Origin of the sequence: Amphibacillus cookii, assembly GCF_016908375.1 — a bacterium.
GTDB classification, from domain to species: Bacteria; Bacillota; Bacilli; order Bacillales; family Amphibacillaceae; genus Amphibacillus_C; species Amphibacillus_C cookii.
In genome coordinates this window covers 24,311-45,627 of the sequence record NZ_JAFBDS010000011.1, presented here as the reverse complement: position 1 = coordinate 45,627, position 21,317 = coordinate 24,311, and the positions used below count along the sequence as shown (strand labels likewise).

The following is a 21,317-nucleotide window of genomic DNA, read 5'->3' as shown; positions in this document are numbered from 1 at the left end:
ATCGTCAAGATCAACAAGCTAAGCTATCAAGCTTATAAATAAAGTCAATGACAAGAAAAAGAAAATCCGCACCAAAATGATTATTTAATCCTAAAATATCAGAAGTACTTAGCTGTTTAAGTATTGAACCATCAGAATCGTTAGAGAAGGAATTTCAAAGACTACTAAAAAAAAGAGAATTAGATGAATGATTTTCGGTTGAATAAAGAAGAGAAAGCATATAAGTAACTTGGCTATATGACCAATATGACCATGTAATTTATCGAATTTAGCTGAAGCGTTTATTAAGTGAAAATAGGACTTCCATTTAAGTTGGAAGTCCTATTTTTTCGTATATTTGATCATGGAGCAGTAGCAGTTCCTAAATAAAAATAGTTGCAAGGTGGATTCTATTGTGTATATAATGTGAATATAGTATATATACATTATATAAATATTATTTAACGAGTCTAAAAGGAGTTGAGTTTTTTGTGTCAGACCAAGAAAAATCTTCTCGCATGAGCCCTGTAAAACGCTGGTTGATCATTATTGGTATATTCTTACTTGTTCAGATGATCTTTTTTGGAATAGACGGGACGATGTGGGAACCTAAGATAAACGATAGTGGTCGGTTATTTGCTAGGATAGGTAGATGGATTTTGGACTCGAAATTTTTCACGGAATGGATGACGCCATACGCCTACCCATTCTTTAACATGTTTATGACCATTCACATTATTGTTATACTATTTCAAGCTATCCAAGACATGAGTTCAAGTGTTTTTTCAAAAAATAAAAGATGAGGGATTCACATGCAAATAATTATATCCAACAGTTCAAAGGAGCCAATCTATGAACAAATTGCTAATCAAGTTAAATCAGCTATTTTAACAGGTGAATTACAGGAGGGGGCAGCAATCCCCTCCATGCGTAAACTTGCTAAGGATTTACAAATAAGTGTTATTACGACGAAGCGGGCCTATGAGGAGTTGGAGAAGTCGGGTTTTATTTATTCGATTGTTGGAAAAGGCTCGTTTGTTGCAGAACAAAATTTGGAAGTTATCCGAGAGAAAAAGCTGAATGTCATCGAGGAGCAACTGAATGCGGTCATCACCAATAGCAAAGAAATTGGTCTGTCACTAGATGAGCTACAGCAATTAATGAAGATTTTATATGAGGAGTGAACCGGGTGGGGAATGTAGTTGAATTAAAAAATGTAACGAAGAAATTCAAGGGATTTGCTGTTGAAGATATGGATTTGCAAATAAAACAAGGCTTTGTAACAGGATTCATGGGAGAAAACGGGGCAGGTAAGTCGACAACGATAAAAATGATGTTAAATTTGTTACAGCCAGATGCTGGCGAAGTTAAGGTTTTCGGGTTGGATTATACTACGCATGAGAAGGTGATTAAGGAACGGATCGGGTTTGTTTACGATGGCAATGTTTTTTTTGAAGGATTGAATTTAAAAGATATAAAACGTATTGTTGCACCAGCTTATGAGCGCTGGGATGATAAATTATTTCATAAATATATAGAGCAATTCGATTTGCCACTTAATAAAGCGATGAAAACTTTCTCAAAAGGGATGCAAATGAAGGCGTCATTGGCGATAGCGTTGTCACACCATGCGGAGTTGATTATTCTGGACGAACCAACAGCGGGTTTAGATCCAATTTTCAGACGAGAGTTGTTGGACCTACTGCAAGAATTGATGGTAGATGGTAATCGCACGATTTTTTTCTCTACCCATATTACAAGTGATCTAGATCGGATCGCAGATTATCTTGCATTTATCCACAAAGGCGACTTAATATTTAACCAATCGGTTCATGACGTGGCTGAAAATTATGCACTCGTTAAAGGGAAACTGGATCTCCTGGATAGAGACACAGAAAAAGCATTTGTGCATATTCGTCGCGCATCAACAGGTTTTGAAGCATTAACGGATAATAGTAATGATGTGAAACAAATTTTCGGTGACAATGTTGTTATTGAACGCGCCTCGCTAGAAGATATTATGTATTACTTAAAAGGGGGTATACACCATGGTTAATTTAATCAGACGTGATGTTATATTACAGAAGAAGTATCTGTTAACCTATATTCCTTTTATCGTATTCTTTATCATAATGGGATCGCATTCGGCATTGACTTTCCTTGTTGCTAGTATTTTCATCCCGTTTAATGCATTTGCCTATGATGAAAAAGCAGAAACAAATATTTTGTTAAATTCTTTACCCTATACACGCAAGGAAATCATCGCAGCACGCTACCTTGGTGCTATTGTTTATATGGTCTTAGCTATTGGGCTGACAAGTCTAGCATTACTTGCTTTCGGTGAACCGTTTACGATGAAGGATATTGCGGTGGGAAATAGCTTATTCTTACTATTTGCAGCGTTTACCTTTCCATTATTTTATATTTTGAAATCAGGCCATATTTTTACAGTCGTTCTCATCAGTTTTCTCGTTTTGGCAGGAATAGGGCCGCAGGTTGTGATTTTTTTAGTTGAGCGTCTAACTGCAATTACTGATTTTATTGCTAGATTCTCCGTACCCACTTTGTATACGGGAGCGGCAGTTATTGTCATAATACTCTATGCGATATCTTGGGGGATTACGACGTTTATTTACCAGAGAAAAGCTTTCTGAAAAGTATTACGACTGGGTGTCCGATTCAGGCTATCGGACGTCATCCTCAATGAAGTATCAAAAAAATGGGAGAATAGCACAAGAAACTTCAGCGAAGTACTATGTAATTACTGAATGGTTCTTTCTATCATCATTATATTATTAAAAAGTCTAAAGCCATTTAGTATTGAATAGCTGTCTCTTTTGAATAACGCTCTAAGTTTATCAGGATTTTAAATTTCGATATTTTTAGTTGAAAGGAAATTAAAATCTCTCTCCAAATAAAATTATTATATTAAGTTACCCAACTTCCGCACACTGAAAATGGTTATTCAACCTTGATTGTGTTCAATAGACGCGGTATTCAATATGCATGTTGATTACTTTTGCATGGATGTGCCGCACACGTTAAGAGCGTTATTTCGTTCCGAAAAGCAATGGGTTCGCTTTTCGCGGGGATGGCTTCAGCTAACTTGAGTCGCAAAGATCACGCCTCAAGTGGATCTTCAGCTCATCCTATTCCCGCAGAAGTCTCACCCCTTACTTATCTCCACTTAGACTGGGGGTCCATACTGAATGCGATTTCTCCATTTTGCGTACGAACGCAACTAATTTTCATGCGAATTTCTTACTTTTCGTGCGAACGCAACTAATTTTCATGCGAACTTCTCACTTTTCATGCGAACGTAACCAGCTTTCGTGCGAATTTCTTACTTTTCATGCGATCTCAACTGCTTTCGTGCGAATTTCTCACTTTTCGTGCAAACTCAACTAGCTTTCGAGTCAAGTCCAGCCGCACGAAATAAAGCACTATTTAGCAGATGAGATATGTGTAGACGCCTGTGGGAGTAGCTCACCTGCGCGTCTAAAACGAAAGGTTTATAATCAATCGAAAATCTATATTCAAAGTCAACGCTTATATTTAATATTAGCTCTACTCTTTGTCTCATTACTCTTATTAAGTATTAAATTTTTTGACAATCAATCCATACGTGTGGATCTTTAATGACACAATCAATGTGAACACCGGCTTCAGTTATTCCACCAAAAGATTTGTTACTACCGAAAGCGATATGTACGGTGCCATAAACTTTTTCGTCTTCGAGCACATTACCAGTTAAACGCGCCTTTTTGTTTGTACCAATGCCAAATTCAGCAATGGTACGACCGTCACCGTCTCCGAGTAGTGACAATAGGTCTTGCCCTTGGTTGCCTGATGCATCAACAAGCCGGCCAGATTCGATCGTCAGTAACACCGGTTCACTTAATACACCGATATTGCTAATCGAACCGTCAATTAAGATTTGTCCATTAGCAGAGTTTTCAATCGGAGCGATATAACTTTCGCCAGAAGGGATGTTGCCGGACTGGCCCTTTTCGGTAAAAACACCGGTACTACTTATACTTGGTCTGTCCTTAATAGAAAAAGTCAGTTCGGTATCATCTTTTTTTATCGTAACAGTTGATCCATTTTCGAGTAACTGACAATAATGCTTCGTTAGCGTTTGCACTTCATGATAATCAGCGGCTATCGCGCCATGCTCTAACATATCTAATGTTATACCTGGCATGGTTGCTACCCGTGCTCCGAGTGCTGAAGCGTCTTTGCGTGCTTGAGTATGGGTTAACGAGTGTTCGGTTATACAGAGCACAGCGTGCGCTTGTTTCATAAGTAAGTGCACTAAGTCGGTAGGCTCTTCGCCAGATTTGTTTCGAGTCGGCATTCTCATTAAAGCGATATTATTGGAAATAAGTGAGCCGGCTTGATAAAAAAGTTCAGCTATGTCGACCTTTTCATCATCTGTAACGATGAGAAGCGATTCAGTTGGTTTTAATGATAAATTTTGTATAAGTACTGATTTTGCACGATCCACTAAATGCAAATTAATCATCCTCCTTAAATAGCTGATAGGCCAAAGTGGGTGCCGTATCTTTCGAATACAGATTGGATTTCTTGTTTCGCTTCAAATAGCGTTTGAACAAATTCGTCTATCTCGTGATCGGTAATCCGAAAGCGAGGGCCAGATATCGTAAGTGATCCCAAGATGGATTCTTTGTAGAAGAGTGGAATTGCAACGGCGACAACATCTTCTGTATATTCACCTTCACTGATCGCATAACCTCTTTTTCTAATTAACTGCAAATCATTTTGTATCTCTTTAGGATCAATAAGTGTTTTTTCAGTATATTTAACGAGATTTCTAGTTAAATAGTGTTCAATAAATTCATCTGACAGATACGCTAGGATGGAGCGGTAAGAAGCCCCTGCATATAAAGGCGTACGGCTCCCTGTTGAGACAGAGAAGCGTATCGTTGTTTGTGATTCTACAGCATCAAGTGTTAAACCCTCTTCACCGTCATGAATGGTTAAGAATACGGATTCATTTGTCTGTGTGCTGATTCTTTCTAGAATCGGATGAAGGAGCTCATTAATATGAAAGTTCTCTGTTAAGGTATGCCCGAGTTCCCACACTGCAAAGCCGAGTGAATATTTTTTTGTTTCCTTATTTTTCAGTAAAAATTTATGTTTCTCCAGCGTTTCTAATATTCTATAAATTTTAGTGTGATTTTGATTGAGCTTGGCAGCTAATTCTCTTCCTCCCCATGTGGGTTTCTCTTTGGTAAACATTTTTAGAATGTCTAGTGATAGGCTCAATGTTTTTAACATGTAAGCATTCCCCCTTGTAGCAGCATAATTGGTGCATATATTCATTAATGCTAATATATGCACCTGGAAAAATCAACAAATGATCAACTGCTAGTCAAATAGATAGTCAACGACTGCGGCGATATATACTTTACAACAGCGGACGATATCTTCAACTTGAACTTTCTCATTGTAACCATGAATACTAGGCAAGTATGCAGGTCCATATTGTAAGACCGGTATGTTATGTTCACGGAAATGACGAGCATCGCTGCTAGCCCATTGCATTACCCCGTATGATTCATGTCCTGTTACATAGTGGATATTATTAATAATCGATTTACATACTGGATCGTCGGCGCGTGTGGAATTTGCGTTACTGCGGAAGCCAAACCGACTGATTTCATAATTAATCCCTAAAGCGTCGAGTTTCTCATGTAGAAATGTGGTGACGTCATCTTGAGTGATGCCAAAAGGTAGGCGACAATCAACCTCGACTTCGCAACTTTCCGGTATCATATTCGATTTTGTTCCGCCTTGTATCTTACCAATATTAACAGTCACATGATCCATTACGGGTTGAAAAGCTTCTCTATCTGTTTCTACTTCACGCATATAACGTTTAGACTTTTCAATTAGAGGTCTTACCCTTTCAGGGATTTCAATGTCTAACTCCCATAATTTTCGGATTTCATTAATGGCATCGATCATATCTGTAATGGCATTGTGGCCAGCTAGTGGTGATAAGCTACCATGTCCAGGCTCACCGAATACTTTTAGTTTAAACCAATAGGATCCTTTTTGACCGATGGTTGGGTTATAGCGCGATGAAGGCTCTGCTATCAGACAACCATCACCTACGATTAACTGATTATCTAACAGCCAAGGGACGCCGTATTCGCCACCGGTTTCTTCATCAGGGACAACGGCAAGCGTTAGTTGTCCAGGAAGTTCAATATTAAGTTTTTTTAACATAGCAAAGGTAAAGATTAATCCACCTAATCCAGCTTTCATATCACTAGCGCCTCGCCCCAATAACCAGCCATCAACGACCTCACCAGAAGTGGGTGGGAAGTCCCATTTACTGTGATCGCCAGTTGGAACGACATCAGAATGCCCACAGAAAATTAAGTGTTTTCCATTAGGGTCTGATCCAATGGTAGAAACTAAGTTATACATTTTTTCAGCGGATTCATACCATAAATTATGCGTACCTGCTTCTTTCAAATAGTCGTCAATAAAGTTGGTAATTTCGGTTGAATCACCAGGTGGATTTTCGCTTGGGATTTTAATCAACTGACTACATAGATCGATTAAGTCAGCTTTATTATCTTCAATTTCTTGGATAAGTTGATCTTTTAGTGCTTGTTTTGTTGTCATTTAAGTCCTCCTTAATTGGCTAACGTTTGCAAGTGTGTCATTTTGCCATAAAGTGATTCTAAATGATTGAATTCTTTTTCATTATAAAAGGCGCATTTTGACTGCCCGTAAAGTTTTGCTACTTCAATACAATAACGAACGACTTCTTCCACATCTGTGACACGACTGGCCCCCGTACCGCAACCGGCTACGGCAGTTTCTGTTGTTACTGCGACGCCGACAACCGGTTTATCTGTTGCAACAGACGGTTGAAGTATACTGTTGATGTGATAAACATCATTACCGTATGGCGTAATATCTTGAGTGGTAATCGGCATCGTCACGGGTAGTTTTCCAACCGATTGGCTATAAACATGAAGTAAATCCTCACTAATTTTTAAGATATAACCTTCTTTCACTGTAGGTGTAATGGCAAAACCACGGTGATTAATAATTTGATTGCCTTTTGTTGTATCAATCGATAGAATCGCATCCATTGCACCATCTACCTCATATTGATTCATCGTCATAATATCGACAGGTGAATCCATAAAAGGAACAGGATCATGTGGTTGAGTAGGTGCATCTGGACAAATGTGAGTCGTTAAAATTATATCTCCCTCTAATTGATCCCCTTTATTAACCATATCTAATAACTTAGCGGCGGCCGACATGCTTGCCAATGCGCCATCTCCATCGGAAACGAATCCGTTCATCTCAGGACGAGCACCTATTCCACCTAGTCGTCCAATAATGCCTAACGTAGGTGCAGTGCCTTGTTTAGACTTTCCATTTTTTCCTGGAATGCGTACTTTAATAAAATCTGTTTTCCCTTTATCACCTGAGATGGTTTGCACGTTAATGGTCCCTTGTTGATTAATTGTCGTTAAATAAGCTTTAATCTTATCTCCAGTAACATTGATGTCGTCCATCAAATCGTATACTTCCATAACATGTTTTAATGACATATGAATTCCTCCAACTTCTAATCTGCTAAATGGCAAGATGTTTGATGTGTATTTTCTTTTGTAATCATTCTAGGTTCTTTTGTTTTGCAAATATCGATCGCCACCGGGCAACGTTCATGAAAATGGCATCCTGACGGTGGATTTAACGGACTAGGAACCGTTCCTTTTAAAATAATCCGTTCTTTTTCTTCAAACGGACTTTCTTTTGGTATGGCCGAAAATAGTGCCTTTGTATAAGGGTGCTGGGGATTCGAGTAAATCTCTTCAAATGTACCGATCTCCACAATACGGCCCAAGTACATCACGGCAATGCGATCACACATATAGCGGACGACATTTAAATCATGTGAAATAAAAATATATGTTAATTTGAAATCCTGTTGCAGTGTGTTTAACAAATTGATGACTTGCGCTTGAACAGAGACATCTAAGGCTGAAACAGGTTCATCACATATAACGAGTTCTGGGTTTAATGTTAGTGCTCTAGCGATATTGATGCGCTGTCGCTGTCCCCCTGAAAATTCATGAGGGTAGCGATCAGCATATCGCTTATTTAACCCAACGATTTCTAGTAGGTCTTCAACGCGCTGTTTTTGACTTGCTCGGTCTCCTATTTGATGAATAACAAGTGGCTCTGCGATAAGTTCACCAACTTTTAAGCGTGGATCGAGAGAAGCATAAGGATCTTGGAAGACCATTTGAATCTGTTGTCGCGTTTGTCTTAGCTTCTCAGCCGACATGTCGACTAAATTTTGCTTTTTGAAAATAACCGAGCCGTCTGTTGGTTTAATTAATTGGTTAACGAGCCGAGCCATCGTTGATTTGCCGCAGCCAGATTCCCCAACGATACCTAAAGTCTCGCCTTGATAAACGTTGAAATTAACCCCATCAACCGCTTTTACACTTTGCGTTGATTTTTTAAAAGGGATCGGATTAGAAACAGGGAAATGTTTCTTCAATTCATTAACTTCAAGTAGTGTCTCCATCACTGTATCCACGCTCCTTTCTCTCTAGTTGATGTTCACTGGTTTGAAAGTGGCAGGCGACCGCATGTCCTGGTGTCGTCTCATTAAGTTGAGGCGTTTTTTGATAACAAATCTCCTGCGCATAAGGACAACGTTCAACAAATGGACACCCTTTTATTTCATAACTTAAGTCAGGTGGGCTACCAGGAATTGAAGCTAAAGGCTCTGAACTATTCTGCTCTTCAGAGATTTGAGAATCGAGTAGTCCCCATGTGTATGGGTGTAAAGGCTGCTGGTATAGATCTTTGACAGATGCAGATTCGACCACTCGCCCCGCATACATAACCAACAACTTGTCACACGTTTCCCAAACGACACCGAGATCATGGGTAATCATAATAATGGACATCGCTAATTTTTCTTGAAGTTCTTTCATTAAATTAAGAATCTGGGCTTGTACCGTTACATCTAAGGCAGTCGTTGGCTCGTCAGCGATTAATACTTTCGGATCACAAGCGAGTGCGATGGCAATCATCACCCTTTGTCGCATGCCCCCTGAAAATTCGTGGGGATACATATCAATGCGTTTGTCTGGAGCGGGAATACCAACGAGATCAAGTAGTGAAATTGCTTTTTGTTTGGCATGTTTTTTCGAGACTTTTTTATGCGCGCGAATCGTCTCAATCAGTTGATTGCCAACTGTGAAAACCGGGTTTAAACTCGTTGAAGGATCTTGGAAAATCATTGATATTTCATTGCCGCGAATTTTACGTATCTCTTTAGTAGAAAGTTCAAGCAGATTTTTCCCTTTAAAATAGATAGCTCCGTTTGCTATTTTGGCTGGTGGGCTAGGTATTAACTGAAGAATTGAAGTTGCAGTTACACTTTTGCCTGAACCAGATTCACCTACAATGCCGATGTTTTCTTGTTTATTAAGTTCAAATGTTACGCCATTAACAGCGCGTGTAATAATCGATCCGGTCTTAAATTCAACGTGTAGATTATCAATCTTTAATAATGGCTCTGACATACGTTCACCTCCTTTTTGAGTTAGACTTTCATTTTTGGATCTAAGGCGTCCCTTAAACCATCCCCAAATAAGTTAATACCAAGTACAGTAAATAAAATGGCTAAACCAGAAATGGTTGCCAGTTGCGGGCTAAGCACAAGAAAGTCTTTTCCTTCTTGAAGCATGCTTCCCCATGAGGCAGTAGGGGGTTCGATCCCTAGTCCTAAGAAACTTAAAGAGGCTTCCGAGATAATCGCTCCAGCGATGCTCATTGTTGCATAAACAATTAATGGCGCTATACTGTTGGGAACAATATGTTTAAATAAGATGCGTCCGTGTTTTGCTCCTAATGATCGAGTTACTTCTATATACTCTGCTTCCTTTACACTTAACACTTGGCCTCTAAATACCCGAGCAAAACCCGGAATGTTGGATACGCCGATGGCAATCACCACATTGACTAATCCTTGGCCTAAGACAGTCATTAGCACGATGGCAAGTAGGATAAAAGGGAAAGCCATCATCCCATCGACCATTCGCATAATAATTGAATCTGTCCGACCGCCAACATATCCTGATATTAGCCCGAGTAATGAGCCAAATATGGCACCAAATAAGACGGCAGACACACCTACAATTAATGAAATCCTTGAACCATAAACGATGCGGCTAAATGTATCACGACCATAACTATCTGTGCCAAGTAAGTGCCCTTGTTGACCAGGACTTAGTAGGCTCTTTGATACATCCATGGCATTAGGGCTGTGTGTTGCAATCCAAGGTGCAAAAATGGCGGTAATGATTAATATGAAGATAATCACTAAGCCTAAAGCAGCAAATCGGTTTCGCAACAGTTTTCGCAAAAAGGATTGTTCGCGTTTTGCTTGTATATATTGTAGTTCTTTGCTTTGCTCAATTTCATTAATCGTTTCCATATTTAATTACCACCTCCATGCGGATCATCTAAATTGATCTTTGGATTGACGACTTTGTAGAGAATATCGACAATTAAATTAATCACGACGTAAATAATCGCGACAAAGATGACAGACCCCTGAACGACAACGAAATCTCTACGATCAATCGCATTAACGATTAATAATCCCATCCCTGGCCAACTAAAAATCGTTTCAGTAAGAACAGCTCCACCGAGTAGTTTAGAAAATTGCAAGCCCATAACGGTCAATAGTGGGGTCAATGCATTTTTCAATGCATGTTTATAGATCACGATGGTTTCCTTTAAACCTTTTGATCGAGCAGCTTTAATGTAATCATTTGATAGAGTTTCTAGCATACTCGAGCGAATGACCCTTGCAAATTCAGCCATTGGTATCGTAGCTAACGCAAGGCTAGGTAAAATAAGATGTCTAAGAAATGGCCATAGACCCTCATTAATAGATCCCATGCCTGTAGAAGGCAGCCAACCAAGGTTGACACTAAATAATAGAACTAACATGACGCCTAACCAAAAAATCGGCATTGAAACGCCAACGAGTGAAAGGGTAGTGACGATATAATCAATGAAGGTGTTTTGTTTTTTAGCGGCAAGGATGCCAGCAGGAACACCGATGAGTATGGCAAGGATTAAGGCGCTAACAGCTAGAATAATAGTGTTTGGAAAACGTTCCATAATTAAATCCGCAACGGGTTGGTTATAATTAAGTGAATTGCCAAAGTCAAAACGCGTTAAATTGACTAAATAGTCAAAAAATTGCTGGTGTAAAGGATCATTTAAACCTAATCGTTCTGAATAGGCAGCAACATCTTCGGCGCTCGCTTGTGGGCCGAGCATTACCGCCGCAGGATCACCCGGTAGCATCCGTGTAATAAAGAAGACAATCACAGCAACGATAAATAAAGTCGGAATGAGCTGAAAAATACGTTTTATTAGAAATTTCTTCAAATGAGCACCCCCCTTTTGATTCATTATATGAACTATTGTTTTATTATATGAATTATTAAAGATGTTACCATCGAATCTTATCAATGTAAATAGCATGTCGAGAAAAAAATAATCACTTTTACAACTATTTTAAATTTTCTAAAAATTAATATTTACAAGTGAATGATCGTATGGTAAGGTAATATGTATTCATTATATGAACTTTTGTATCACTATATGAACCAAACGACAAAAAGGAGGCATCATGGAATGGAAAGAAAAGCTTATCGGTTTTTATTTTTAACTTTTGTACTTGTATCGTTTATGCTCGTGCTAATAGCATGCGGATCAAATGATACGGAAGAGACTGGCGACGGCGGTACATCAGATGAAGAAGAAGTAACGAGTGGTGGGGTTTTGAATATTGGACTATCCTCCAATGCAGCGACACTTGATCCTACGCTTTATACAGGGGTATACGAGTCGCAAATCATGCGCGCGATAGCAGATACGCTTATCGTCTATGATCAAGATTTACAAAGCTTTGTTCCCGGCTTGGCTACGGAGTGGGAAGCGGCTGATGACATGATGTCGTATACATTTACAATAAGAGAAGATGTTTACTTCCAACCGGGTGAATATCAAGATGGTCGCTTAATGACTGCAGAAGATGTCAAATATAGCTTGGAACGTTCTGCAGAAACGTCTGCACAAAATCGTTTGTCTGGTGTGGAAAGCGTTGAAGTGACGGGGGAATTTGAAGTCGTTATTCATTTAGAGGAGCCGAATTCTGCGTTACTTGCGATGCTTACTGACCAAGGTAATATTATTGTTCCTGAAGAAGAAGTTGAAGGTTGGGGCGATCAGTTTGGTGCCCATTTAGTTGGAACGGGACCTTTTATATTAGAGAACTGGCAAACTGATCAACAAGTCGATTTAGTCAAACATGATAATTATTGGGGAGAAGAACCAAACCTTGATGGGGTTACTTATACATTTATTACAGATCAAGCAATGATGACGAATGCGTTGCGATCAGGAGATATTGATGTAGCCACTGATATTAGAGGGCAAAATAGAGAGGTCATTGATCAAGATGCCGATTTAGAATTACTATCGACACCAGGTCTATCGATTACTTATTTAGATATGAATTATCAAGAAGGACCAACAGCAGATCCTTTAGTAAGAGAAGCGATCTTTAAAGCGACAGATATAGAAGAAATTGTTCAAGGTGTTCATCAATGGGGAGGAGCAGCGGTAGCTAATGGTCCATTGCCACAAGGTTCATGGGGCTATGATGATGATTTTGAAACGCTAAAAGCTGACTATGATCCAGAAGAGGCACGGTCAATTTTAGACGAAACCGAATATGCGGGTGGATTTGAAATTGATCTTTATGTCTTAGAAACACGAACAAATTATGCAACGATTTTTCAAAACCAGATGAAAGAGAACTTAAATATTGATGTCAATATTCAAGTTTCAGAATGGGGAACGCTGACCGATACGGTCTCTAGTAATAATGCACCGATGAATATTGGCGGTTGGTCATGGTACCCGGATCCGTACTTCTTCCTTAACCCGCGTTTCCACTCTAACCAACATGGTTCGAACGGAAATGGTAAAGGTTATGAAAATGATACAGTAGACGAATTACTTGATCGAGCGCTTACCGAAACGGTAGACCAAGAAGAACGTGCTGCGCTCTACCAAGAAGCCGTATCTGAGATTATGGATGATTATGCGACCATTGAATTTGACAATCTAGATATTGCTATGGGTATTAATCCAAAGGTTAAAGGTTTTCACTTGTCAGCAGATGGTTCAATCCATGTCGTTAGTCCAAATGGCGTTAATATATCAATCGATGAATAAAAAGTTGAGGGAAGCGGGTTTTATACCTGCTTCTTTTAACGTTTACGCTAACAGTTTCTTAGAATCTTATCTAGATTAAAGGAGGGTGAATGGAGATGAAAAAGGTAGGTATCATCACCATTGGTCAAGCACCAAGAAAGGATCTATTTCCTGAGGTTGAGCGCTTTTTCTCAGATGAGGTGGCGTTTATTCAACGAGGGGTGCTAGATGATGTAAGTAATGATCGCTTAGCAAGTTTAAAGCCTGGTTTAAATGAGACAACCTTAGTTTCTAAAAAGCGTGATGGCATGCCAGCTGTCATGGCAAAAGAAAAAATTATCCCGATCGTTCAGGCGATCATTAGCCAGCTAAATAAAGATGGCATTGACCTCATTATTTTAGCATGTACAGGTGCTTTTAAACCATTTTCATCACAAGCACCAATCATTTATCCTGACCATCTTCTGAATCACGTTGCTCAGGGTTTATTTAAAACTCAAGGAGATATGGGGGTCATTATTCCGCTAAAGGAGCAAGAAGAATCCATTAAACAAAAATGGTCACAGGCAGGGTTTCAAGCAGTATGCGCCACTTGTTCCCCTTATGATTTCTCGGAGCAAGCATTGGTTAAAGCGGTCTTGCAGTTAGAGCACACAAATGTTCAAGCCATTGTGTTAGACTGCATTGGCTATACAAAAGCAATGAAAGAGCTAGTGCGTAAACATACCACTAAGCCAGTTGTGTTATCCCGAAATATTGTTTTTCAAAATGCAGCGGAAATTGTATAAGATGTAAAAGGACGCAAAAGAGCCATCGCTTGCGTCCTTTTAATATAAAAGAATGGATGCATTAATTTAAGCGCATTCAGGCTATTGAAAAATAGACTTCTTTTTCTAGATGATGATTTGTTATAATAGCTTATGACAATGCATGTAACTGTAAATTAACGTTCAAAAAGAGAGGGAAGGCTGCTACTATGGAAGAAATAAGCCTATTTGAACAAGCTTATAGAGAGATCAGGCAACAGATTCTTTACGATGTCTTGAAACCCGGGACTAAAGTGTCCTGGAAGCAATTAGAGCAGCAAATGCAAATTGGCCGCACCCCCATTCGTGAAGCGCTTATTCAGCTTCGAAAAGATGGATTGATCTATGCCGTTCCGCAAAGTGGAACATATATTTCAAAAATAAATCTAAAATCGGCTGCTAATGCACGTTTTGTCCGTGAAAATTTAGAGCGTTTAATAGCGATGGAATGCTGCGCAGGCTTATCAAATGAGGTACAGAATAGCCTAGAGCTAATCCTGTTAGAGCAAGAGAAGGCTATGCTTGAACAAGATAAGTATAAATTTTTTGAGTTGGATAACGTTTTTCATAAATCTTTTTTTGAGATTGCTGGTAAAGAAGAAATTTGGGAATGGCTTGATGCTAACAATGTGCATTTAGATCGTTTTCGCTGGCTTCGCCTTAATCTAAAATCGAAGGAGTGGGAACATATCATAGAGCAGCATCGTGCGATTTTAAACGCGATCATTGAGCAAAATTTAGAAGAAAGCTCTTTTTTATTATCGCTTCATTTGCATGAGATGACCGAAGAAGAACAAAGTCTGTTGGAACACTATCCTTCCTACTTTTCAGATGGAAATCTATAAGATCCTTTAGCCTTAGTCTATGCTTTATTTAGATTAAGGTTTTTTAATCCTCATAACTCTACTGTCGCAACTTCTTGACGCAATTAAGTCTGTACTTTCCAATACTTAACAAGTGTACTTATGCAGCATTTATAAAAAAATGCCCGCTATATGTAAAAAATGAAAAGATAATTTACAAAAAAAACCTTGATTTTTTAAATGTAAGCGCTATACTTAAACTGCAAACTGATATATCAGTTTATGAAAAATTTAACAATTTTGTTAGGTGGTGATCTAAGAAGAGCTAACTATCAATGAAAGCAATTCATTTTCGTTATATATGTGAAATCAAGCACAAAATTTAGCTGGTATTCGATCAAAGCTTTTTAAAAATGGAGGGTTTGAATTGGTTGAAATTATTATTGGTATTTTATTTATTGCCTCTTTCTTTTTAATGGTTTGGTACTGTGTTAAAGGCTTTAACCTAATGGTTGGATTTGCCATTATGGCAACGATTTGGGTAGTGCTTGCTTTAATTGGCCATTGGCTAGTCCCGACTGCTACAATGGAAGGGCAATCTCTAATTGATGTGCTAACCTCTGTTTTTGCAAATGGGCCGGGTGATTATGCGCGTGCTATTTTGGTTAATGTGTTTTTCGGGGCTTTCTTTGGCAGGATATTAGTAGAGACGGGTATTGCGGCAACATTAATTCGAAAGGTAGTCGAGCTAGGTGGCGACAAACCGCGTATTACAATGGGGCTTCTTTGTGTTATTACTGCCATTATCTTTATGTCCATGACTGGGATCGGGCCTGTCATTTCAATCGCGGTCATTGTCATACCAATCTTACTTTCTTTAGGGATACCTGGACCCATTGCACTCTTTAGCTTTATGGGATCGATTATGGCAGGGATCTTTGCTAACATTGTTAATTTCATTCAATATCAAACGATTTATGCAGGATTTAACCCTGCAGCAGAAAATTACACATACAATGATTATTTTCTTGTTGGTATGACAGGAATGATTGTCAGTTTAGTTGTCGTGTTGGTTATTGCTAATTTATCAATGAATAAAAAGAAAGCGTATGCATGGGCAGTTAATATGCATGAGACTGTTACTACAGAAAATGCCCCCGCTATTTCTTGGGTTTCGGTTGTTCTTCCTGTTGTTGGTGTTGTCGTATTCGACATCCCCATTATATTAGGGTTTATTGTGGCAGGTGTTTACGCGATGGCGACAACTGGCAAGCTGAAAGGTGGCTATAAAGAGATTTGTCGAAAATTTGCCAAGCTTTTCACCGATGGTGCCGTCGATGTTGCGCCTATGGTTGGCTTCCTTTTAACCTTGTCCATGTTTAATAATGCAGCCGTTTATGCAGCGCCTTATTTTACTGCAATAATTGGGAATGTCATACCTACTAGCATCCTTGCGCTAGCGGTTGTTTTTGCAGTGCTTACACCACTTGGATTCTTCCGTGGACCAATGAATTTAGTTGGGAGTGGCTCCGCTATTTTAGCCGTCATATTAGCAGCAAACCCAGCCTTGCCCGTTCAATTTCTTTATCCGTTATTCGCAATCACAACAGTTGGACCCCAGCATTTAGACATCACACAATCTTGGGTGGCCTGGGGGCTAAGCTATGCAAAAGTGTCTTCACGTGATTTTATGAAACGGTCGATTCCAACGGGTTGGATTATCGGTATTATCATGTGTGCCGTGGTTTACTTTCTATATATATCAGGCAGCTTAACAAATTAGCTTTAGCCATACCAGATAGCGAGGATTTCCAGAAAATTAGGGCGTGTGCCTAAACAAGTAAGGGGACATATTCATGAAACGACTAGTAAGAATGGGGATAGATGTAGGTGGAACGCATACAAAGGCTGTAGCGATTGATAACGCTACTCACGAAATTATTGGGAAATCATCGGTGAAAACGACCCATGATGATCGCAGAGGAGTGGCTGCTGGCGTCGTGCAATCCTTTCAGAATTGCTTAATAGAGAATCAAATTGATCCTGAGGATGTAGTCTTTGTGGCACATTCCACAACCCAAGCGACCAACGCCCTGATTGAAGGAGATGTAGCTAAGGTTGGGGTTATTGGCATGTCTAAGGGAGGGGTTGAGGGCTTTCTAGCTAAACGTCAGCTGCGCATTTCAAATATTGATTTAGGAAATCACAAGCATATTCATGTTGCTAATGCTTTTCTTCCTTTAAAAAGCTTATCGGTTAACAAAGTGGAAGAAACGATTGAACGCCTTAAGGGCGAGCAGGCAAAGGTTTTAGTATCTTCGATGGCTTTTGGGGTTGATGATGGAAAACCAGAGCAACTAGTCTATCGAGCTGCAGTAAATCAAGGGATGCCAACGACAATGGCTTCTGATATGACAAAGCTTTATGGTCTGACAAGACGAACCCGGACAGCCGTTATTAATGCCTCTATTTTACCTAAAATGTTAGATACAGCTACGTCAACAGAGTCATCTGTGCGAGACGCGGGCGTTCATGTGCCATTGATGATCATGCGCGGTGACGGTGGTGTAATGGAGATTAATGAAATGAAAAAACGTCCTGTGCTCACCATGCTGTCTGGTCCAGCAGCGTCTGTAATGGGATCGCTGATGTATTTGAGGGCATCAAATGGTATTTATTTTGAAGTAGGTGGGACGACAACAAATATCGGTGTGATTAAAAATGGACGTCCAGCAATCGATTATTCAATAGTGGGTGGGCACTCTACTTATATATCTTCTCTTGATGTTAGGGTGTTAGGTGTAGCGGGGGGATCAATGGTTCGAGCAGATGAATCAGGAATCGTTGACGTCGGTCCACGCTCTGCTCATATTGCCGGACTCGATTATGCTGTATTTACAGAAACGAACAAAATTAAGCAACCACAGCTTGTCTTCTTTTCCCCAAAGGAGGGTGATCCGGCTGATTATGTTAAGGTTGTGCTCGAGGATGGCGAGGAAGTTACCATTACCAACTCATGTGCGGCCAATGTACTTGGATTAGTAAAGCCAGAGCACTTTTCCTATGGCAATGTTGAATCTGCAAGACGCGCTCTGCAAGTTTTAGCAGATTATTGTGATACCACCGTTGAAGATATTGCTAAGCAGATTATGGCGAAGGCTTATGCAAAGATTGCACCGATCATTTTACAATTAGCTGATAAGTATAAGCTTGAAAAAGATCAGATTTCTCTCGTTGGTGTAGGCGGGGGAGCTGCTTCTCTCATTGTCTATTTTAGTGAAAAAATGGGTGTGAAGTATTCGATTCCAGAGCATGCAGAGGTTGTTTCCTCGATTGGCGTTGCATTAGCTATGGTTAGGGACGTTGTCGAACGAATCATGCCATCTCCAAGTACCGACGATATCCGTTTTATTAAGAACGAAGCCATTAATAAAGCCATTGAATCTGGAGCCACGCCAGAATCAGTTGAGGTCCATGTAGAGATTGACCCGCAAACGTCAAAGGTAACGGCTATTGCAACGGGTTCAACTGAAGTCAAAGCGACTGATTTAACAAAAGAGATTGACGCAGAGCAAGCGAGAGAAATTGCTGCAGAAGATATGAGGCTTGTTGAGCAAGAAACAAAGCTCCTTGCTTCAACTAAGTTCTTTTACGTGTATGGAGAAATTGTTAAAGAGAATAAACCTGGGGCGATCCGAATTATTGATAAAAAAGGCTTTATTAAGGTTCAACGTGGTCATGCCATGTGTACCCTTACATGTGTAGAAAACTATTTGATAGACTTGGAGAGGTTATGGGAGGAGATGGCGGTTTATCAAACCGAGCTCATCGCTCGACCTGACTTCTATCTGTGTCTTGGCGCTAAGGTAACGGATTTTTCAGCCACAGACTTTGATCAACTCAAGCTTTTAACAGAATTAGAAGTAGCTACGTTAGATCAATCCCAAGAGGTGATGATCATTGCCGCAAATATTAAACAAACCTAAACAGTCTTTTAGCCAAATGCTTGAGGATTTAAGGTCGATGTCCGATCTGAAGTGGGGGCTCTACGCTTTTGAACAGGATGTTGTGTGGAAAAGTAAGCTCACAAAGGTGGAGAAGCAGCACATTATTAATGAGGCAATCATCTGTGGCTATAATTGGGCTGAGCATGTAAAGAAAACGCATGGTGATCATACAGTTACCGAGCTAGCAGATCGTTATCACTTAAAGGTAGAATCCGATGCTTCTGGACAAATGACTAACCGAATTGCCTATGCAATATACACACCACCGAGGACGATAACGCTAATGACTGAACCTATTGCGAAGGTAAGGCAACTGCTTAATGCCTACTCACTATTTTCAACAACACATTTACCTGATATTATTTTAGCGCACGAGCTTTTTCATCATATTGAAAGCAATGAGAAAGACATTTACACGCAAGCGAAGCAGGTAACACTATGGCGTTTTCTTTTCTACAAGCATCGTAGCCAGATTAGAGCAACTAGTGAGATTGCAGCGATGAGCTTTTCAAAACAGATGAATGGACTGGATTTTTCTCCGTTTGTCTTGGATTTTCTATTAATTTATGCCTATAATCCGTTACGGGCTGGAGAAATGTATCAACAACTTATTCAATGAAGGTTAAGTTATAAAAAGAAGCTCTTCGAAAAGAATAATTTTCGAGGAGCTATGCTTTTTGTAACAGGGCGGGATTTTCTTATTATAATAGAACAATCCAAATAATAAGCTTGCTGTAAAAAAAGTAAATCCATATAAATAGGAAGTAATACATAAGGCCAAAGAGGTTTAAAAAATCGCGTGCAATAAAATGACTTATAAAAATGCTAACAATTTAGGTTTAAAGACTGACATTGAGATCTATTCTGAATAAATAAGTAATAAGAAGAGACGCTCTCCATAAAAAGAGCGTTTCTTCTTTTGTATGTAACAGCTATTCTTCTGGTACAACATCATCTGGAATGGCACAAACATAGCTTCTGCCTTGTAAATAGTCCTCATGCTCTTGCTTTGCTTGTTCAATAAGCTCTGGGCTGTTGATTAAGTCAATTGCACTGAGAGCCATTGCTTTTCCAGCAGTCATAAAACCTTTATGGGCCACTGAAGATTTTCCGTTAGCTACCCATTGCCAGCTATGAGGAGGCGTTCCGTGTGGCTCGCAGGCAACAAATACTTGCCCGGTTGGTACAATCCAACTCACATCGCCGACATCAGTAGAGCCAATTGCTTTTCCTGAAAAAGTTAATGGATATAAGGGAGAACTGATAGGTTCATTAGCTAAGTTAGCGATTTGATCGTTATCAAGATCTGGAAAAGCTGTCCGAAGTCCTTCAGCAAGTCCCTCTTTTACCTGAGCAGGTACGGTATCGAAATATTGCTGTTCATAGGCATACTCTTCATCTGTGAATGATAATGGTGTTAATAAACTTAAATTCTCTTGTAAATTGGTCGTAACCGTTTTATTAGGGATATAGTTATAGCAAGCGGAATCAATATGAATGCTATAAGTTGTATCGGTCATTAAGGCAGCACCTTCTGCAATACGGTTAACACGATCAAAGATCTCCTTTGCCTGCTCAATTTTCGGTGCGCGAATGTAGTAAAACAATGCGCTACTTGCTTGGACCACGTTAGGAGAGCCTCCGCCAGTGTCCTTGTATGCATAATGGATTCTTGCTTCATCAATGATGTGTTCACGTAAATATTGGACGCCAATATTCATGAGCTCTGCGGCGTCTAATGCACTACGACCGTGTTCAGGCGCTCCGGCGGCATGCGCTGCGGTGCCCTTAAATTGATAGTCAACATGATAGACAGCTAGGCTACTAGAACCCCATGCAGCCGTTTTGTCCAGCGGATGCCAGCTTAAGGCCGTGTCCAAATCATCAAATAAACCTGCTCTTGCCATATAAGATTTCCCGCAACCCCCTTCTTCCGCAGGGCAACCATAAAGCTTAATCGTACCGGATTGTCCAGTTGCTTCAAGGTATTCCTTTACACCGACAGCTCCGGCTACAGCCCCCATTCCAAGTAAGTTATGACCACAGGCATGTCCGTTTCCGCCAACCTCTACAGCTTTTTCTTCTGCAAAGTCGGCGACCTGACTAAGATTGGATAAGGCATCATACTCACCGAGAATGCCGATTACTGGTTTTCCAGAACCGTAGCTTGCAACGTAGGCGTTTTTCATATTGGCAACGCCTTTTTCAATGTGAAAACCCTCAGAGGCTAAAACGTTATAATGCTGTTCAACGGATTTATCGGTCGCAAAGCGTAGTTCTGGTGTCTCCCATATATGGTCTGAGGCCTCAATGAACTTTTGTTTTTTTGCTTCTAATAACGCTACGATGGTTGATTTGTCCAAATTCCATGTCCTCCTATCGTGTTGAAGAAAGGTGATTCT

The 21,317-nt window shown here is 39.8% G+C and carries 19 protein-coding genes; 10 read left to right on the top strand and 9 right to left on the bottom strand.

Annotated elements, in window-relative coordinates; translation table 11 throughout:
• Positions 1 to 470: 470 nt before the first annotated feature.
• From JOE23_RS15050 to JOE23_RS15035, 4 genes are read left to right on the top strand one after another with little or no spacing between them, the layout of a single operon-like run.
• Complete coding sequence (locus JOE23_RS15050; protein WP_204439673.1) at positions 471 to 782, top strand: YfzA family protein; 312 nt, start codon at positions 471 to 473, stop codon at positions 780 to 782.
• Positions 783 to 791: 9 nt separating this feature from the next.
• The gene (locus tag JOE23_RS15045; RefSeq protein WP_204439671.1) at positions 792 to 1,163 is read left to right on the top strand and encodes a GntR family transcriptional regulator; all 372 of its coding nucleotides are present in this window, start codon (positions 792 to 794) and stop codon (positions 1,161 to 1,163) included.
• 5 nt (positions 1,164 to 1,168) lie between these two features.
• Positions 1,169 to 2,035, top strand: coding sequence for an ATP-binding cassette domain-containing protein (locus JOE23_RS15040; RefSeq protein ID WP_204439669.1), 867 nt, complete (start codon positions 1,169 to 1,171; stop codon positions 2,033 to 2,035).
• Positions 2,028 to 2,633 carry an ABC-2 transporter permease gene (locus tag JOE23_RS15035; RefSeq protein ID WP_204439666.1) on the top strand — a complete coding sequence of 202 codons (606 nt, stop codon included), beginning with the start codon at positions 2,028 to 2,030 and terminating at the stop codon, positions 2,631 to 2,633. Before JOE23_RS15040 ends, JOE23_RS15035 begins: the two co-directional genes overlap by 8 nt.
• Positions 2,634 to 3,577: 944 nt before the next feature.
• On the opposite strand, the gene JOE23_RS15030 is transcribed toward JOE23_RS15035, so the two are convergent.
• The 8 genes from JOE23_RS15030 to JOE23_RS14995 all read right to left on the bottom strand — a co-directional run bounded on the left by JOE23_RS15030 (position 3,578) and on the right by JOE23_RS14995 (position 11,463).
• Positions 3,578 to 4,504 carry an aminopeptidase gene (locus JOE23_RS15030; RefSeq protein WP_204439664.1) on the bottom strand — a complete coding sequence of 309 codons (927 nt, stop codon included), beginning with the start codon at positions 4,502 to 4,504 and terminating at the stop codon, positions 3,578 to 3,580.
• 5 nt (positions 4,505 to 4,509) lie between these two features.
• Entirely contained in the window at positions 4,510 to 5,280 is a 771-nt protein-coding gene (locus JOE23_RS15025) for an IclR family transcriptional regulator (RefSeq protein WP_204439662.1), read from the bottom strand.
• A 90-nt stretch (positions 5,281 to 5,370) separates the two neighbouring features.
• Positions 5,371 to 6,639, bottom strand: coding sequence for a M20 family metallopeptidase (locus JOE23_RS15020; protein WP_204439660.1), 1,269 nt, complete (start codon positions 6,637 to 6,639; stop codon positions 5,371 to 5,373).
• A gap of 11 nt (positions 6,640 to 6,650) precedes the next feature.
• Complete coding sequence (locus tag JOE23_RS15015; protein ID WP_204439657.1) at positions 6,651 to 7,586, bottom strand: DUF1177 domain-containing protein; 936 nt, start codon at positions 7,584 to 7,586, stop codon at positions 6,651 to 6,653.
• Positions 7,587 to 7,603: 17 nt separating this feature from the next.
• Positions 7,604 to 8,572, bottom strand: a complete 969-nt coding sequence (locus tag JOE23_RS15010; RefSeq protein ID WP_204439854.1) for an ABC transporter ATP-binding protein — start codon at positions 8,570 to 8,572, stop codon at positions 7,604 to 7,606.
• A complete protein-coding gene (locus JOE23_RS15005; RefSeq protein WP_204439655.1) occupies positions 8,556 to 9,581 on the bottom strand; it encodes an ABC transporter ATP-binding protein in 1,026 nt (341 codons plus the stop codon). Before JOE23_RS15005 ends, JOE23_RS15010 begins: the two co-directional genes overlap by 17 nt.
• Before the next feature lie 20 nt (positions 9,582 to 9,601).
• Positions 9,602 to 10,495, bottom strand: a complete 894-nt coding sequence (locus JOE23_RS15000) for an ABC transporter permease (protein WP_204439654.1) — start codon at positions 10,493 to 10,495, stop codon at positions 9,602 to 9,604.
• 2 nt (positions 10,496 to 10,497) lie between these two features.
• Complete coding sequence (locus JOE23_RS14995; protein ID WP_204439653.1) at positions 10,498 to 11,463, bottom strand: ABC transporter permease; 966 nt, start codon at positions 11,461 to 11,463, stop codon at positions 10,498 to 10,500.
• 249 nt (positions 11,464 to 11,712) lie between these two features.
• On the opposite strand from JOE23_RS14995, the gene JOE23_RS14990 reads away from it, so the two are divergent.
• The 6 genes from JOE23_RS14990 to JOE23_RS14965 all read left to right on the top strand — a co-directional run bounded on the left by JOE23_RS14990 (position 11,713) and on the right by JOE23_RS14965 (position 19,534).
• Positions 11,713 to 13,320 (top strand): ABC transporter substrate-binding protein, encoded by a 1,608-nt coding sequence (locus JOE23_RS14990; RefSeq protein ID WP_204439652.1) that lies wholly within the window; start codon positions 11,713 to 11,715, stop codon positions 13,318 to 13,320.
• A gap of 95 nt (positions 13,321 to 13,415) precedes the next feature.
• Positions 13,416 to 14,087 carry an AroM family protein gene (locus JOE23_RS14985; RefSeq protein WP_204439651.1) on the top strand — a complete coding sequence of 224 codons (672 nt, stop codon included), beginning with the start codon at positions 13,416 to 13,418 and terminating at the stop codon, positions 14,085 to 14,087.
• 188 nt (positions 14,088 to 14,275) lie between these two features.
• Positions 14,276 to 14,950: a GntR family transcriptional regulator gene (locus JOE23_RS14980; protein WP_204439650.1), complete on the top strand. Its 675-nt coding sequence runs from the start codon at positions 14,276 to 14,278 to the stop codon at positions 14,948 to 14,950.
• A 385-nt stretch (positions 14,951 to 15,335) separates the two neighbouring features.
• Positions 15,336 to 16,691, top strand: coding sequence for a citrate transporter (locus tag JOE23_RS14975; RefSeq protein WP_204439649.1), 1,356 nt, complete (start codon positions 15,336 to 15,338; stop codon positions 16,689 to 16,691).
• 73 nt (positions 16,692 to 16,764) lie between these two features.
• A complete protein-coding gene (locus tag JOE23_RS14970) occupies positions 16,765 to 18,894 on the top strand; it encodes a hydantoinase/oxoprolinase family protein (RefSeq protein ID WP_204439648.1) in 2,130 nt (709 codons plus the stop codon).
• A complete protein-coding gene (locus tag JOE23_RS14965; protein ID WP_204439646.1) occupies positions 18,869 to 19,534 on the top strand; it encodes a hypothetical protein in 666 nt (221 codons plus the stop codon). Before JOE23_RS14970 ends, JOE23_RS14965 begins: the two co-directional genes overlap by 26 nt.
• A 313-nt stretch (positions 19,535 to 19,847) precedes the next feature.
• Here the strand turns inward: JOE23_RS14965 and JOE23_RS14960 are convergent, their stop codons facing one another.
• On the bottom strand, positions 19,848 to 21,278 hold the full coding sequence (locus tag JOE23_RS14960; RefSeq protein ID WP_204439645.1) for a M20 family metallopeptidase: 1,431 nt from the start codon (positions 21,276 to 21,278) through the stop codon (positions 19,848 to 19,850).
• Between the last annotated feature and the right edge of the window lie 39 nt (positions 21,279 to 21,317).